We start from the raw sequence: 14,302 nt of genomic DNA, 5'->3' as shown, positions 1-14,302 counted from the left end.
CTTCTGGCGCGACGCTTCGCTCGTCGGCCTGCTCGTTTTCGGCACGCTGTGGATGGTGCTGCGCGGCACGGGCACGCGCGCACGGATCGGCCAACGCCTGCGCCAGGGCGTCGCGCGCAGCGCGGCCGAGGCCGCGGCGCGCGGCAATGCGGGCACGAAAACCGTACCGCAACGCCTGGCGCGCCGCGTGGCGACGCTCGGCGAACACATGCCGATCGTCGATGCCGAGGAACGCGCCAAGCTCGCCATGCGGCTTGCCGGCGCCGGCTTTCGCGAGCGGCGTGCGGTGGCCGTGGTCGTCGGCACGAAGCTCGTCGTCGGCGCATGCCTCGCACTCGGCGCCATCGTCCTCGGGGTGCACGTGCCCCGCATCGGCACGTACTTCTTCTTCCGCTTGCTGATGATGGCCGGCGCATTCGTCATCGGCATGATGCTGCCCGAGTATGCGATCGCTTTCGCGATCCGCCGACGCCAAAAGGCGATCGCCGCGGCACTGCCCGACGCGCTCGATCTGCTCGTCATCTGCACCAACGCGGGCAACAGCCTCGTCGTCGCCATCAAGCGCGTCGCGGCCGAGCTGCGCACGATCTGCCCGGCCCTTGCCGACGAATTCTCCGTCACGGCCGACGAGCTTCGCATTGGCGGCGACAGTGCGCATGCGCTCAATGCGATGGCCGCGCGTATCGGACTACCGTCGATGCGCGCACTCGTGACGACGCTCGTGCAGTCGCAGCAGTACGGCACGCCGATCACTCACTCGCTGCGCATGCTTTCACGCACCGAACGCGCCATGCAGATCATCGCCCTCGAGGAAAAGGCCGCCAAGCTCGCGCCGAAGATGACGCTGCCGATGATGCTCTTCATCATGCCGACCGTCGCGCTGATCGCCGCGGGGCCGGCCGTCATCCGCCTCATCGCCGTATTCCGTCATTGACGATGGTGCGCCGGACATCCAGGATCCAGGAGAATGCTTTCATGAAGCCCCCTCGTGTAGCGCCCGCCGCGCTCATTGCAATTTCGGCCGCGCGGATGCGCGCGCTCGCGCTGGCCTGCCTCGTGCCGCTCGGGGCGGCTTTACTCGCAACCGGCTGTGCGAGCGGCGCGAAGCTCGAGACGCGCCCTGTCCTTTCGCAGCGCGGCGCCGAGAATACGACCGATCTGCGCATTGCCGAGACCGCACTCGAAAGCGGCGACATGCAGCTCGCAATTTCGCTCTTCGAAAGGGCGCTGAAGGCCGATCCGCGTTCGCTCGTGGCGCAGCTCGGCCTTGCCGACGCGATGTACGAAACGGGCGACCTCGCGCGCGCGGGCGTGCTCTATCGGCGCGTGGCCGGCGCGTCGCCCGGCGATGCGCGCGCGCAACTCGGGCTCGCCCGCGTCGCGCTGCGCGAGCGGCACCTCGACGATGCCGTGACGCGTTACCGCGTGCTCGTCTCGGCGCAACCCGACAACGTAGCCGCCGCCGAGGGGCTCGGCACGGCGCTCGATCTGCAGGGGCGGCACGCCGCGGCACAGGCTGTCTATCGCGCCGCGCTCGAACGCCATCCCGAGGCGCACGGGCTCAAGGCCGATCTCGGACTCTCGCTGATCCTTGCCCGCGCGCCGCGCGAGGGCGCCAACGTGCTGCTCGATATCGCAAGCCTGCCCGATGCCCCCGCGCAAGCACGGCAAAACCTCGCGCTCGCTTACGGGTTGCTCGGCAACAGCGAAGCAGCCAAGCGCATACTCGTCGCGGACTTGCCGGCCGCATCGGCCGAAGACAATCTGCAGTTCTACCGGAACGTGCGCGAGCGCCTGGCGGCCACCGGCGGCGACGGCGCCGCCCGGATCGCGCCGGTGCCCGCGCCCGGTGGCGTACCTTCTTCCGGAGGTGCCGAGTGAAAGCGCTGGCCCGCTTGGCCGCGAACGAACGCGGCGTCGTTGCGCTCGAGTTCGTGCTCGTCTTCCCGTTTCTGATGACGCTGCTCTTCGGCATCGTCGACGCGAGCCTCCTGTTGTGCGACAAGGCCGTCATCACAAACGCGGCACGCGAGGCAGCGCGCGCGGGAGTGGTCGTACGCGTGCCGCAGCTCGCCGCGGACGCTATCAGGAACGTCGCGCTCGGCTACGCGCAAGACAACCTCGTCACGGGCGGCACGGCCACCACGCCGGCCGTCACGGTCGATCAGTCGAGCGGCACGGCGCCGGGCGATCCCCTGAAAGTGACCGTCGACTACACCTATGAGGGCCTCGTGCTGGGCGCGGCGTTCAGTGCGCTCACGGGGCCTGTGACGATCAGTGCCACCGCGGTGATGAACTATGAATGAGCGGGGGCCGCGACCTGCACGTGCACCGCTGCGATGGCGGTCTTGCCCGCGCTCGCGCTCGCGTTCGCGTTCGCGAAGACGCGAGCGCGGCTCGGTCGTGCTCTGGTTTCTTTTTCTTGTCGCGATCTTGCTGACGTTCGGCGCATTCGCGGTCGATCTGCCGCGCGTGGCGACGGTGCGCAACGAGCTTCAGAATGCCGCCGATGCGGCGGCACTCACCGGCGCGGCCCGCCTCACGGGGGGGGCGAGCGGGCCGGCGTGGGCCGATTCGGCCAGTGCCGCGCAAGGTGCGCTGCCGCTCAACAAGATCGATGGCGTGGTACCCGCGAGCGCCGACATCCGGACCGGCTATTGGAACCTGACGGGTGCGCCGGCGTCGCTGCAGTCGACGACGATAACGCCATCGCTCTACGATGCGCCGGCCGTGCAGGTCACGATCGTGCGCGGCGACACGCAAAACGGCGGAGCCGTCTCGCTGCTGATGGGCGGCTTTCTCGACCTGCTCTCGGCGCCGGCTGCGGCGACGGCGGTTGCCGTGGCAGCCGCACCGTCCACGGTCGATGCGGGCGGGCTCTTTCCGGTCGTCATCAACAAGTGCGTGCTCGACAACTACTGGGACTCGGCGGCGGGCGAGCCGACGATCGATCCTTCGACGGGGCAGGCTTACGAGTTTCAGATCGGCAACGGCCAGCTTTATCGCGATTCGTGCAGCGCCGGGCAATGGACCTCTTTTCTCATCAATGCCGACGACGTGACGACGGTGCGCGGGCTGATTCAGAACGGCAACCCCACGCCGCTCTCCATCGGAGACAGTATCTGGATCGAGCCTGGCGTCAAGGACACCGTTTATTCGTCGGTTCCGGTCGGCTCGACGGTCGTCGTGCCCGTGGCGGAGCAGATCGACAGTAAAAGCTATGTGCCGATCGTGGCGTTCGCGGCGTTTCATGTCGATGCCTCGTACGGCGCCAACGACAAGTACATCCTCGGCCACTTCGTCGGGGGGTATCGGATTCCAACGCAGGCGTCGGGGGCCGGGCCGGCTTATGGGGCTTACGTTGCGCCGCGGTTGGCGTTGTAGGGGCGCGGCAAGTGTCGACTCGAACGACTTTCCCGTCAGCAGCCCTCAGATTCCTCGTGCATCGGCATACGCCAATATCGGTTTGAACGTCTCAGCGGCTTCATTCAGCGGTATAAAAAAAAGCGGGCGCAAGGCCCGCCGTCAGACGCAATGAGAAGCGACACGATCAGCGCCAATCAACTCGCCGGCGCCGCCTTCGCATCCGAACCATAATCGGCCGGCGCATCGGCGGCCCGCGGCGCCTCGCCCGTCTGCTGCAGCCATCCGCCTCCCAGCGCAACGTAAAGATCGACGAGGTTCGTGAGCCTCGCCACGCGTGCGTTGATGAGCGACTGCTGTGCCGAATAGAGATTCGTCTGCGCGGTCAGCACCTGCAGATAGCTGTCGACGCCGTTCTTGTAGCGCAATTGCGAAAGGTCGAACGCGCGCTGCTCGGCAAACGTATTGCGCTCGAGTGCCGAAATCTGAGCGTCATACGTGCTGCGCGCCGCAAGGCCATCGGCCACGTCGCGAAACGCCGATTGAATCGCTTTCTCGTAATTCGCGACCTCGATGCGCTTTTGAATGTTCGCGTAATCCAGATTCGCGATGTTCTGCCCGCCCTCGAAGATCGGCAATGTGATGTCCGGCGTAAAGCTCCACGCGGCCTGCCCCGGCTTGAAGAGCCCGCCGAGCGTCGGGCTCGCCGTGCCGAACGAGCCCGTCAGCGAAATCTTCGGAAAAAACGCCGCGCGTGCTGCACCGATGTTCGCGTTCGCCGCGCGCAGCGTTGCCTCGGCCTCCATGATGTCGGGCCGGCGCGCGAGCAAATCGGACGGCAAGCCGGCGGGGATGTCGGCGAGCAGCCCCTGCTCGCCGAGCGTGCGCCCGGCAGGCAGATCGTCAGGCAACGGCTGCCCGATCAGCAGCACGAGAGCGTTTTCGGCCTGCGCGCGCAGCCGCGCCTCGGCCTCGCGGTTCGCCCGCGCCTGCTCGAGCACCGTCTCGGCCTGCCGCAAATCGAGTTCGGAACCCGTACCGTTGTCGAACTGCAGCTTCGTCAGATCGTACGAGTCCTGCGCCGTCTTCAGCGTGCCTTCCGTCACCTTCAGCAGATCGTCGTAGGCGAGCACCTGCAGATACTCGTCGGCCACCTGCGAGACGAGCGAGATCTCGGCCGCCTTGCGCGCCTGCGCCGTCGAGAGGTACTGCTCGAGCGCCTGGTCCTTCAGGCTGCGGATGCGCCCCCAGAAATCGATCTCCCACGACGTATTGAGGCCGACCTGGTATTGATTCGAGATCGTCTGGCCCGCGAACGTGAGGTTCTTCGGCGTACGCGTGACGCTCTTCTCGCCTACGGCATCGATCGTCGGGAACAACCCGGCGCGCGTGATCCGGTACTGCGCACGCGCCGCCTCGACGTTGAGCACCGACACGCGCAGACCGCGGTTGTTCTTCAACGCGATGTCGATGAGCCGCTGCAGCCGTTCGTCGGCGAAGAAGTTGCGCCAGCCGATATCGGACGCGGCGAGCCCCCCGGCGCTGCGGCCAGGCTCGGCCGCCGGCTGGGTGGCGTACACGCCCGAACTCGGGAAGGCGCCGGCCACCGGCGCGGCCGGGCGTTCGTACTTCGGCTGAAACGAGCAGCCCGCCGCGAATATCGCGACCGCGACCGCAATCAGGGAATGGTTTCGCATCTGCATGTCACTGTCCTTCCTTGCCCGAGCCGCCGTTGCCGTTGCCATCGCCGTCATTGCCGCCGTGCCCGTCACGCGCGGCACCCGGCGCCGGGTGCGAATGGTGCTCCTTGGCCAGACGCGCCGCGGTATCCGGATCCTCTTTCTCGCCCGAGAACTTCGCCCGCACGACCACGAAGAACATCGGGATGAAGAAGATCGCGAGGAACGTCGCCGTCAGCATCCCGCCGATCACGCCTGTACCGATCGCGTGCTGGCTGGCCGAGCCCGCGCCGTTGCTGATGGCGAGCGGCAGCACACCCAGAATGAACGCGAGCGACGTCATCAGGATCGGGCGCAGCCGCAGCCGGGAAGCTTCGAGCGCCGCTTCCACCGGTCCCATGCCTTCATTGCGCTGCAACTCCCGTGCGAACTCGACGATCAGAATCGCGTTCTTCGCCGACAAGCCCACCGTCGTCAACAGGCCGACCTGGAAGAACACGTCGTTCTCGAGGCCGCGCAGTGTCGCGGCGATCAACGCGCCGATCACGCCGAGCGGCACCACCATGATCACCGAGAACGGAATCGACCAGCTCTCATAAAGCGCCGCCAGACACAGGAACACGACCAGGATCGAGATGCCATAAAGGATCGGCGCCTGCGAGCCGGACTGGATTTCCTGAAGCGAGAGCCCCGTCCAAGAGTAGCCGATGCCCTTCGGCAGCTTCGCCGCGAGCTGCTGCATCGCCGTCATCGCCTGGCCCGTACTCTTGCCTGCCGCCGCCTGCCCCTGGATTTCGACCGAGGCCACGCCGTTGTAGCGCTCGAGCTTCGGCGAACCGAACGTCCAGTGCCCCGAGGCAAACGCGGTGAACGGCACCATCGTCCCCGACGTGTTGCGCACATACCAGTAGGAGAGGTCTTCCGGCTTCATGCGGAACGGCGCGTCGCCTTGCAGGTAGACCTTCTTGATCCGGTTGTCGGTATCGAGGAAGTTGTTCACGTACTTCGACGCCCAGGCGATCGAGAACGCGTTGTCGATCACGTCCGGCGTCACACCGAGCGCATAGGCCTTCTCGCGGTCCACGTCGATCTTGAACTGCGGTGTGTCGTTCAGGCCGTTCGGGCGCACGAGCGCGAGCGTCGGATCCTGCGCGGCCATGCCGAGCAACTGGTTGCGTGCCGCCATCAGCGTATCGTGACCGAGGCCAGCATTGTCCGTCAGCTCGAAGTCGAAGCCCGAGGCTGTGCCCAGCTCGGGAATCGACGGCGGGTTGAACGGAATGACCATCGCGTCCTTGTAGCCCGAGTAGTGCATGAACATGCGCTGGATGACTGCCTGCACCTTCTGGTCGGCGCCCTGACGCTGGCCGTAGTCCTTCAGGCGCACGAACGCGAGACCGGAGTTCTGACCACGCCCGGCGAAACTGAAGCCGTTCACCGTGAACACCGATTCGACGAGCGAACCCTCCTGCTTGAGCAGGTAATCCGTAATGTTCGCGAGCGTCTTGCCCGTCGTCTCCTGCGTCGAGCCCGTGGGCGTCTGCACGATCACGAACATGAGCCCCTGGTCTTCGTCGGGCAGGAACGATTTAGGCAGGCGCACGAAAAGCAGACCCACCGCGACGATCACGGCCAGATAGATGACGAGCCAGCGGCCCGAGCGTCGGATCACGTGGTGCACGCCGCTGCCATACCGCTCGCGGCTCGTGTCGAACGTGCGGTTGAACCAGCCGAAGAAGCCCTTCTTCTCTTCGTGATGGTCCGCCGGAATCGGCTTGAGGATCGTCGCGCACAGCGCCGGCGTAAGCACCAGCGCCACAAGCACCGACAGCACCATCGCCGAGACGATCGTCAGCGAGAACTGCCGATAGATGGCGCCGACCGAGCCGCTCGACATCGCCACCGGCACGAACACCGCGGACAGCACCAGCGCCACGCCAACGAGCGCGCCCGTGATCTGCCCCATCGCCTTTCTCGTCGCCTCTCGTGGCGAGAGCCCTTCCTCCGACATCACCCGCTCGACGTTCTCCACGACCACGATGGCATCGTCCACGAGCAGACCGATGGCCAGCACGAGGCCGAACATCGACAGCACGTTGATCGAGAACCCGACCGCGTTCATGATCGCGAACGTGCCGAGCAGCACCACAGGCACGGCGATCGTCGGAATCAGCGTGGCCCGCAGGTTCTGCAGGAACAGATACATCACGAGGAAGACGAGCACGATGCCTTCGAGCAGCGTCTTGATCACTTCCTCGATCGAGAGCCGCACGAACGGGGTCGTGTCATACGGATACTTCACCACGAGCCCGTGAGGGAAGTAGCGCGACAACTCGTCGATCTTCGCGCGCACGTTCTTCGCCGTCTGCAGCGCATTGGCACCCGTGGCAAGCTGAATCCCCATCGCGGCCGAGGGCTGGCCGTTGTACTTCGTGTCGAAGTTGTACGTCTCGGCACCGAGTTCGATGCGCGCCACGTCCTTCAGTCGCACCTGCGAGCCGTCCGTATTGACCTTCAGCAGCACGTTGCCGAATTCGGCCGGCGTGCGCAGCAGCGTCTGCTCCGTGACGGTGGCCTGCAGCATCTGGCCCGGCACCGCCGGCGTGCCGCCCAGCGCGCCGCCCGCGATCTGCACGTTCTGCGCCGTGAGCGCGGTCGAGACGTCCGACGGCGTGAGGCTATAGCTCGTGAGCTTGGTCGGATCGAGCCAGACCCGCATGGAGTACTGCGAGCCGAACAGCGTCACGGTACCCACGCCGTTTTGCCGGCTGATCGGATCCTGGATGTTCGACGCGACGTAGTTCGCGAGGTCGTACCGGTTCATGCTGCCGTCTTCGGACACGAAGGCCAGCACGAGCAGGAAGCTGCTGCTCGACTTCGTGACCTTGATGCCCAACTGCTGCACCACCGTCGGCAGGAGCGGCGTGGCGAGCGACAGCTTGTTTTGCACCTGCACCTGCGCGATATCCGGGTTCGTGCCCGGCGCGAAGGTGAGCGTGATCGTCGCCGTGCCCGAGTCGTCGCTCGTCGATGACATGTACAGGAAGTGATCGAGACCGCTCATTTGCTGCTCGATCACCTGCGTCACCGTGTCTTCGACCGTCTTGGCCGAAGCGCCGGGGTAGCTCGCGCTGATTTGGATCGACGGCGGCGCGATCGTCGGATACTGCGAAATCGGCAGATTGAAGATCGACGCGATGCCGGCGAGCATCAGGATGATCGCGATAACCCATGCAAAGATGGGGCGATCGATAAAAAACTTGGCCATGTAAGGGGCTCCCCTCTGTTACGCGCCCGACGCCGGCTTGGCCGCCGACGCCGCCTGCGGGGCGGACGCGCCGCCGGCCGCCGCGGATAGATTGGCCGGCACGGCCTTCACCGGCATGCCCGGGCGAACTTTCTCGGTGCCCTGGACGATCACGCGGTCGCCCGGATTCAGCCCGCTGTCGACGATCCAGTCCGGTCCGCGCATGCCGGAGGTCACGAGCGGACGCACGCCCACCTTGCCGTCGGCACCGACCACGAGCGCCGTGGCCTGGCCTTTCTGGTCATGCGTGACGCCGATCTGCGGCACGAGCATCGCCTGGTCGTTCACGCCTTCCTCGATGCGCGCACGCACGAACATGCCCGGCAGCAGCACGCGGTTCGGGTTCGGGAAGATCGCGCGCAGCGTGACGGAGCCGGTCGACTGATCGACGGTGACGTCGGTGAATTGCAGCTTGCCCTTCTCGGAATAGGTCTGGCCGTCCTCGAGGATCAGCGAGACCTTCGCGGCGCCGGGCCCGTTCGTCTTCAGGCGGCCGGCTTGGATCTCGCGGCGCAGCTTCAGCCCGTCGAGGCTCGACTGCGTAAGGTCGACGTAGACGGGGTCGAGCTGCTGGATCGTGTCCATCAGCGTGGCCGCGCTCGCCTGCACATAGGCGCCCGGCGTCACTTGCGAGACGCCCGTGCGCCCGGTGATCGGCGCCACCACGTCCGTGTAGCCGAGATTGATCTGCGCCGTGTCGACCGATGCCTTGGCGGACCCGACATCCGCCGCCGCCTGCTTCTGCGACGCCACCGCGTTGTCGTAGTCCTGTTTGCTGACGGCGTTCGCCGCCACGAGCACCTTGTAGCGTTCGGCCTGCGCCGTCGTGCTGGCGAGATTGGCCTCGGCCTTGGCGAGTGCCGCCTTCGCGCTATTGAGCGAGGCGATGTAAGGCGCCGGGTCTATCTTGTAAAGACGCTGGCCCGCCTTCACTTCGCTGCCTTCCGTAAACTCGCGGCGCAGGACGATGCCGTCCACGCGTGCGCGCACCTGTGCCACGAGGAAGGCATTCGTGCGGCCCGGCAGTTCGGTGACGACCGGCACGGCGCTGGTCTGCACGGTGACGACACCGACCTCGGGCGTCTGCTGCGGCGGCGCCGATTGTTTTTGTCCGCACGCTGCAAGGAGCACGGCAGCCGTCGCGACACTGATTAGGCGAAGAGGAACCGGTTCGACACGCATGGAGCGACCTCTGGTCAATGACTGGGAACAAGTAGTCCCGCGATACCCCATCCCCACGGGGCGCGCGGTGCGACAAAAGCTTGATGAACGCCGACAGGTACATGGCGAACGGCCGGCCGCCCACAGGCTCGGCAGTCGGACCGGGAGATCCGTCGTGCGGCGCGCAAACAGGTAAAAACGAGCGAAAGCCGCTCGGGAGCGCGGGCCACCGACGGTCAGTGACGGATATTACCGGCAATCCCGTCTGGACCATTCAAAAGCGAACCGGTATTGTATATACATTCGCAGATGTATGTAAAAGCTTTTCGTTGCGCGAAATGACAGCCAGTGGCAAAAATCGGCTTTTGTAACGCGCCGTAAACGATGATTCGAGCGGTCCGACGCTTACAACCGCATTAATAGACAGACGAGCGCCCCTGATGCGGGCAGGCAACATGGCGAGACGAACGAAGGAAGAAGCGCGCGAGACGCGCAACCGCATCCTCGATGCGGCGGAGCAGGTTTTCCACGACAAGGGGGTGTCGCGCACGTCGCTGGCCGACATCGCCGCGGCGGCGGGCGTCACGCGCGGCGCCATCTACTGGCACTTCGCAAACAAAGGGGAACTGTTCACGGCCATGTTCGACCGGGTGTTGCTGCCGCTCGATGAACTCGCCGAGGAACGCGGGCAGCCCGTGGACCCGCTGCGCGGGCTGGCGGACAAGCTCAAATGGTGCCTGCGCGCCGTGACGACCGATCCACGGCGGCGGCGGGTGTTCGACATCCTTTTTCTCAAATGCGAGTTCGTCGACGAAATGGGGCCCGTCAAGGCGCGCCATCAGACGAGCATGGAAGAGGGTATCGGCAAGATCGGCACGGACTTGCGGCTCGCCATCGAGGTCGGCCAGTTGCCGGCCGATCTCGATACTCAGCGCGCGGCGCTCTTCGTGCATGCGTTCATCGGCGGCTGCCTGCGCGACGCGCTGATGATGCCGCCGTCGATCGACTATGCGGCCCAGGCCGACGCGTTCGTCGAGGCCTGCATCGAAACGCTGCGAACGGCAACCGCCCTTCGCGGCGGCAAGCGCGGCGAGCACGGCCTGCAAGCGCCCGCGGAGCCCGCGCATTGAAGCCGTCGCGAGCAGCCGCAGCGCACGTCGCACCTCGTCACGCTATTGCTATTGTCCCGCTATTGCAACCGATGAAAAGCGTAGAGCACGAGCGCGACGACGGCGATCACGATCGCCCACAGCCAGAGCGGCATCGGCTGCGACGTGGGTCTATCGGGCCTGACGGCTTCGCGGTGACCAAGAAAAGCAGCACCCGATCGGTGGCCAGCGAGGTCGGAGGCGTCGTCTTGGGACGAACGGCGCGAGGCGCCGGCAAGGCTGATCGGCCGCAGGAAGACGTGCCGCCGCCGGGCCTGCCCCGCCGGCCGGGCGCGGTTCGGGGCCCGGCCGTACTTGGCCTCGACCACCGCGCCGAACTCGGCGAAAAAATCTTCCGCGAGCCCATGGAGCGCCTGCTCGATCTGGCGCGGGGGCAGCTCGGCGAGCGGGCCCGTCAACGTTGCCCAGATCGCATAGTCGACGCGCGTGTCGTTCGCCTCCAGGCTGCCTGCGTCGAGATCGGCATCATTACCGCGAGCGTTACCGGACTCATTGCCCGACGCACCGCTGCCGAGCACCACCTCCACCTGCCCCCGCAACGCCCCGACGCCCGCAGCGGTCGCCTTGAAGTTGACGGTCCAGTGCAACCCGGCGGGGGCGCCGTCGGGCGACGATGCATCGCTGCTCGTCACGCGTGCGCGAACGTCGTAGCGTGCACGGAGCGGGCCGACCGGTACCGTCAGCGTCAACGTGTACTCGCCGCTTGCCAGCTTCGTGAACGAATCGCAGTTTTCGAGGCTCGCGCGCACAAGCGTACTGTCGCAAAGCGCCTGTGCGACGCCTGCGGGGCGTAGTGAGATGTGCAGCGCGTCGGTCAGTTCCACGGCAGTCCCTCGGTCCGGCGAGCTCCGATACTCAGGAGGTCTGATCGATACGGTCGACGCGCGACGGGTAAAAGGCGAGGTAGCCCTTCACGCGCGACGCGGCATCGAAAGGCGCCTCGTAGCTCCAGGCGGCGTTCTCGACGATACCGTCCTCCTCGTTGCGCAAGTGGTAATGCGAGGCATCGCCCTTATACGGGCAGTGAGTCCGGTGATCCGACGGCTCGAAGCGAGTCATGTTCACGTCCTCGCGCGGGAAGTAGAAGACGTCGGGCAGCCCCGTCTCCCTGAGCGTATAGCCCCGGGACGTATCCGCGATCGTGATCCCCCGGTGAATGACACGCAGGCGATGCCGATTCGGCTCGATCTCGACGCGGTGGGAAGCATCGTTCGTCATGGCAATTCCCCTTTCCCCTGGCGACGTTCCTGGCGGCTGCCCCTTGTTCGAGTTGCGGCGATGCAAAAAAGCCACGGGGGCGCCCGTGGCTTCCATTATCAGACAAAGCCCGCTCGCTTGCGCGGGCCGGATGCACGCTACTGCGTGTTCCAGTGAAAATCCGCGTGGGCACCGCCGCGGTTGCCGACGTTGACCGCGCGCGTCTGCTCCTGGTCCTTGTAGCGCGCATGCACGGTATAACGTCCCGGCGGCAACTTCACGAGCATATAGGGGCCGCGCGAATCGGCGGCGAAGACTTCGGCATTCTGGGCGCCCACGATGCGCACGTGGACGTCGGCGAGGTAATCGGCCGTCGGGCCCGTGAAACGCAGCGCGAGGGGCCAGGTGCGCGCGGCTTGCTTGAGCGCGGTCGATTCGTCGAGCCCCACGCCGCCCGATACGTAGTCGATCGAGCCCTGGTGCTGGATTTGCGGCAGCCCGCCGCCGTTGGTGTTGCCCGCGCTCGTCATGTCGGTGGTCGAGCCGCCGACGGTGGCGTCCGAACTTTGCGCAAACGCGCCGCCGGCACATGCCAGCAGGATCGCCGCGGCTGCCGCGGCCACCCCCATCGGTGTGCTGATCTGCGTTTTCATGGCATCGCTCCTTTTTTGCTTGCCGCGGGACTCGCGCCGGCGTACGGCCCGGTGCCGGACCCGAACCGCCCGGCCACCCTGCCGGCATTGCCCGCCGTTTTCGGAATGCTTCCTCGGGTTTGGGGCAGCAACCCGCATGCCCGCATGCCCGCGCCCGCGGCGCGAAGGCATGCGGGCGTCCGATCAACCCAGATCGACCGGCACGAAGATCTGGGCGTTGTCGCGTTGAATCAGCAGCGCGACGCTGGAACCCGCCTTCGAAATGATCTGGCTCAGTTGCGCCGGCGATGTCACCGGGTTGCCGTTCACGGCGAGAATCACGTCGCCGGGCTGAATGCCGGCGCTGGCGGCGGGCCCCGACGACTGCTGCACGAGCAGACCGTGCGAGAGCGAGGCGCTGCTCTTTTCCTGCGGCGTCAAGGCTCGCACGCTGACGCCGAGGCGCGTCGGCTCGATGCTCTTGGTCCCGTTGTCGGCCACCTTCGTGTCCGAGAGCGAGCCGAGCGTCACCGCGAGCTGCCTTTTCGACTTGTCGCGCCAGATGTCGAGCGTGGCCTTCGTCCCCGGCTTCATGGCCGCGATCTGCGCGGGCAGATCCGTCGAATCGTCGACTGCCACGCCGTTCACGGCCAGAATTACGTCACCGGCCTGCAGCCCGGCCTTCGCGGCCGGCCCGCCCGGATCGACCGAACTCACGAGCGCGCCCATCGGCTTTTGCAGACCGAACGAGTTCGCGAGCGTCTGATTGACGCCCTGCACGGCCACGCCGAGCCGGCCGCGGCTCACATGCCCCGTCTTTACGAGCTCGTCTTTCACGCGCATCGCCTCGTCGATCGGAATCGCAAACGACAGGCCCTGGAAGCCGCCCGTTTGCGAGTAGATCATCGAGTTGATGCCGATCACCTGACCTTGCAGGTTGAAGAGCGGGCCACCCGAGTTGCCCGGGTTCACCGGTACATCGGTCTGGATGAACGGGGTGTAGTTCTCTTCAGGCAGCGAACGCCCCTTCGCGCTGATGATGCCCGAGGTCACCGTGTTCTCGAAACCGTACGGCGAACCGATCGCGACCACCCACTGGCCGACCTTGCTTTGCTTCGGATCGCCGATCTTGACGATCGGCAGGTTCGATGCGTCGATCTTCAGCACGGCGACGTCCGACTGCTTGTCGGTACCCACGACCTTGGCGCGGAATTCGCGCTTGTCGGTGAGCTTGACCGTCACGACATTGGCGCCGTCCACGACATGCGCGTTCGTCAGGATGTAGCCGTCGCTGCTGATGATGAAGCCCGAGCCGAGGCTAGCGCTCGGCACGTCGTCCTGCTGTGGCGTGTCGTCGCCGAAGCCGGGGAACTGGCCGTAAAAGCGCTTGAAGAACTGGTAGAACGGATCGCTCGGATCGATCGGCAACTGCTGTGTCGAGCGCCGCGTCTGGCGCTTCACGACATGCTTCGCGCTGATGTTGACGACCGCCGGACCGTACGTTTCGACGAGCCCCGAGAAATCGGGAATGCCCGTCTTGGCCGCCGCCTCGGCCGGCATCATCGGCGCCGCCTGCGCCGATGCAATGATCTGAGGATCGGCGTGGCGCGTGCCGGCCACATAGCCTGCGGACAATGCGACGGCGACCGCGATCGCGACCGCCCCGCGAGACAAAGCCTTGGTGTTCATCGTGTGGGCCTCCTTGCTTGACGAACGCAGAATAATTTCGCCGTCTTAAAGGAGACTTAACGATTGCGACCGTTTCTTGCGGGCCGCGCAACAACGGCCGCCCCC

General features: G+C 66.0%; 12 protein-coding genes. 5 read left to right on the top strand and 7 right to left on the bottom strand.

What is annotated here, in order from left to right; genetic code table 11:
* Positions 1 to 52 precede the first annotated feature (52 nt).
* From U0034_RS13445 to U0034_RS13430, 4 genes are all read left to right on the top strand, one after another.
* Positions 53 to 934 (top strand): type II secretion system F family protein, encoded by an 882-nt coding sequence (locus U0034_RS13445; RefSeq protein WP_233212071.1) that lies wholly within the window; start codon positions 53 to 55, stop codon positions 932 to 934.
* Between the two features lie 95 nt (positions 935 to 1,029).
* Positions 1,030 to 1,881, top strand: a complete 852-nt coding sequence (locus U0034_RS13440; protein WP_085228138.1) for a tetratricopeptide repeat protein — start codon at positions 1,030 to 1,032, stop codon at positions 1,879 to 1,881.
* 74 nt (positions 1,882 to 1,955) lie between these two features.
* Positions 1,956 to 2,306 carry a TadE/TadG family type IV pilus assembly protein gene (locus U0034_RS13435; protein ID WP_407702970.1) on the top strand — a complete coding sequence of 117 codons (351 nt, stop codon included), beginning with the start codon at positions 1,956 to 1,958 and terminating at the stop codon, positions 2,304 to 2,306.
* 97 nt (positions 2,307 to 2,403) lie between these two features.
* Complete coding sequence (locus tag U0034_RS13430) at positions 2,404 to 3,384, top strand: TadG family pilus assembly protein (RefSeq protein WP_233212067.1); 981 nt, start codon at positions 2,404 to 2,406, stop codon at positions 3,382 to 3,384.
* Between the two features lie 176 nt (positions 3,385 to 3,560).
* Here U0034_RS13430 and U0034_RS13425 read toward each other — a convergent pair whose 3' ends face one another.
* From U0034_RS13425 to U0034_RS13415, 3 genes are read right to left on the bottom strand one after another with little or no spacing between them, the layout of a single operon-like run.
* Positions 3,561 to 5,060 (bottom strand): efflux transporter outer membrane subunit, encoded by a 1,500-nt coding sequence (locus U0034_RS13425; RefSeq protein WP_085228137.1) that lies wholly within the window; start codon positions 5,058 to 5,060, stop codon positions 3,561 to 3,563.
* A 7-nt stretch (positions 5,061 to 5,067) separates the two neighbouring features.
* Positions 5,068 to 8,310, bottom strand: coding sequence for an efflux RND transporter permease subunit (locus U0034_RS13420; RefSeq protein ID WP_085228075.1), 3,243 nt, complete (start codon positions 8,308 to 8,310; stop codon positions 5,068 to 5,070).
* 18 nt (positions 8,311 to 8,328) lie between these two features.
* Positions 8,329 to 9,531 carry an efflux RND transporter periplasmic adaptor subunit gene (locus tag U0034_RS13415; protein ID WP_085228074.1) on the bottom strand — a complete coding sequence of 401 codons (1,203 nt, stop codon included), beginning with the start codon at positions 9,529 to 9,531 and terminating at the stop codon, positions 8,329 to 8,331.
* A 434-nt stretch (positions 9,532 to 9,965) separates the two neighbouring features.
* On the opposite strand from U0034_RS13415, the gene U0034_RS13410 reads away from it, so the two are divergent.
* The gene (locus U0034_RS13410) at positions 9,966 to 10,640 is read left to right on the top strand and encodes a TetR family transcriptional regulator (protein WP_085228136.1); all 675 of its coding nucleotides are present in this window, start codon (positions 9,966 to 9,968) and stop codon (positions 10,638 to 10,640) included.
* A gap of 59 nt (positions 10,641 to 10,699) precedes the next feature.
* Here the strand turns inward: U0034_RS13410 and U0034_RS13405 are convergent, their stop codons facing one another.
* The 4 genes from U0034_RS13405 to U0034_RS13390 all read right to left on the bottom strand — a co-directional run bounded on the left by U0034_RS13405 (position 10,700) and on the right by U0034_RS13390 (position 14,197).
* Positions 10,700 to 11,503 (bottom strand): CoxG family protein, encoded by an 804-nt coding sequence (locus tag U0034_RS13405; RefSeq protein ID WP_085228073.1) that lies wholly within the window; start codon positions 11,501 to 11,503, stop codon positions 10,700 to 10,702.
* A 31-nt stretch (positions 11,504 to 11,534) separates the two neighbouring features.
* Complete coding sequence (locus U0034_RS13400) at positions 11,535 to 11,897, bottom strand: DUF427 domain-containing protein (protein ID WP_085228072.1); 363 nt, start codon at positions 11,895 to 11,897, stop codon at positions 11,535 to 11,537.
* A 137-nt stretch (positions 11,898 to 12,034) separates the two neighbouring features.
* A complete protein-coding gene (locus U0034_RS13395) occupies positions 12,035 to 12,529 on the bottom strand; it encodes a hypothetical protein (protein ID WP_085228071.1) in 495 nt (164 codons plus the stop codon).
* Between the two features lie 183 nt (positions 12,530 to 12,712).
* Positions 12,713 to 14,197, bottom strand: coding sequence for a DegQ family serine endoprotease (locus U0034_RS13390; RefSeq protein WP_085228070.1), 1,485 nt, complete (start codon positions 14,195 to 14,197; stop codon positions 12,713 to 12,715).
* Between the last annotated feature and the right edge of the window lie 105 nt (positions 14,198 to 14,302).

The organism is Trinickia caryophylli (genome assembly GCF_034424545.1).
Taxonomy (GTDB): domain Bacteria; phylum Pseudomonadota; class Gammaproteobacteria; order Burkholderiales; family Burkholderiaceae; genus Trinickia; species Trinickia caryophylli.
The sequence above is the reverse complement of the archived record's forward strand: the minus strand, read 5'-3'. Positions and strand labels throughout refer to the sequence as shown.

Coding starts and splice junctions, on each gene's coding strand:
- U0034_RS13390 (WP_085228070.1), bottom strand. CDS start 14,197: ATGAACACCAAGGCTTTGTCTCGCGGGGCGGTCGCGATCGCGGTCGCC.
- U0034_RS13445 (WP_233212071.1), top strand. CDS start 53: ATGGTGCTGCGCGGCACGGGCACGCGCGCACGGATCGGCCAACGCCTG.
- U0034_RS13395 (WP_085228071.1), bottom strand. CDS start 12,529: ATGAAAACGCAGATCAGCACACCGATGGGGGTGGCCGCGGCAGCCGCG.
- U0034_RS13400 (WP_085228072.1), bottom strand. CDS start 11,897: ATGACGAACGATGCTTCCCACCGCGTCGAGATCGAGCCGAATCGGCAT.
- U0034_RS13410 (WP_085228136.1), top strand. CDS start 9,966: ATGGCGAGACGAACGAAGGAAGAAGCGCGCGAGACGCGCAACCGCATC.
- U0034_RS13425 (WP_085228137.1), bottom strand. CDS start 5,060: ATGCGAAACCATTCCCTGATTGCGGTCGCGGTCGCGATATTCGCGGCG.
- U0034_RS13440 (WP_085228138.1), top strand. CDS start 1,030: ATGCGCGCGCTCGCGCTGGCCTGCCTCGTGCCGCTCGGGGCGGCTTTA.
- U0034_RS13435 (WP_407702970.1), top strand. CDS start 1,956: ATGACGCTGCTCTTCGGCATCGTCGACGCGAGCCTCCTGTTGTGCGAC.
- U0034_RS13420 (WP_085228075.1), bottom strand. CDS start 8,310: ATGGCCAAGTTTTTTATCGATCGCCCCATCTTTGCATGGGTTATCGCG.
- U0034_RS13415 (WP_085228074.1), bottom strand. CDS start 9,531: ATGCGTGTCGAACCGGTTCCTCTTCGCCTAATCAGTGTCGCGACGGCT.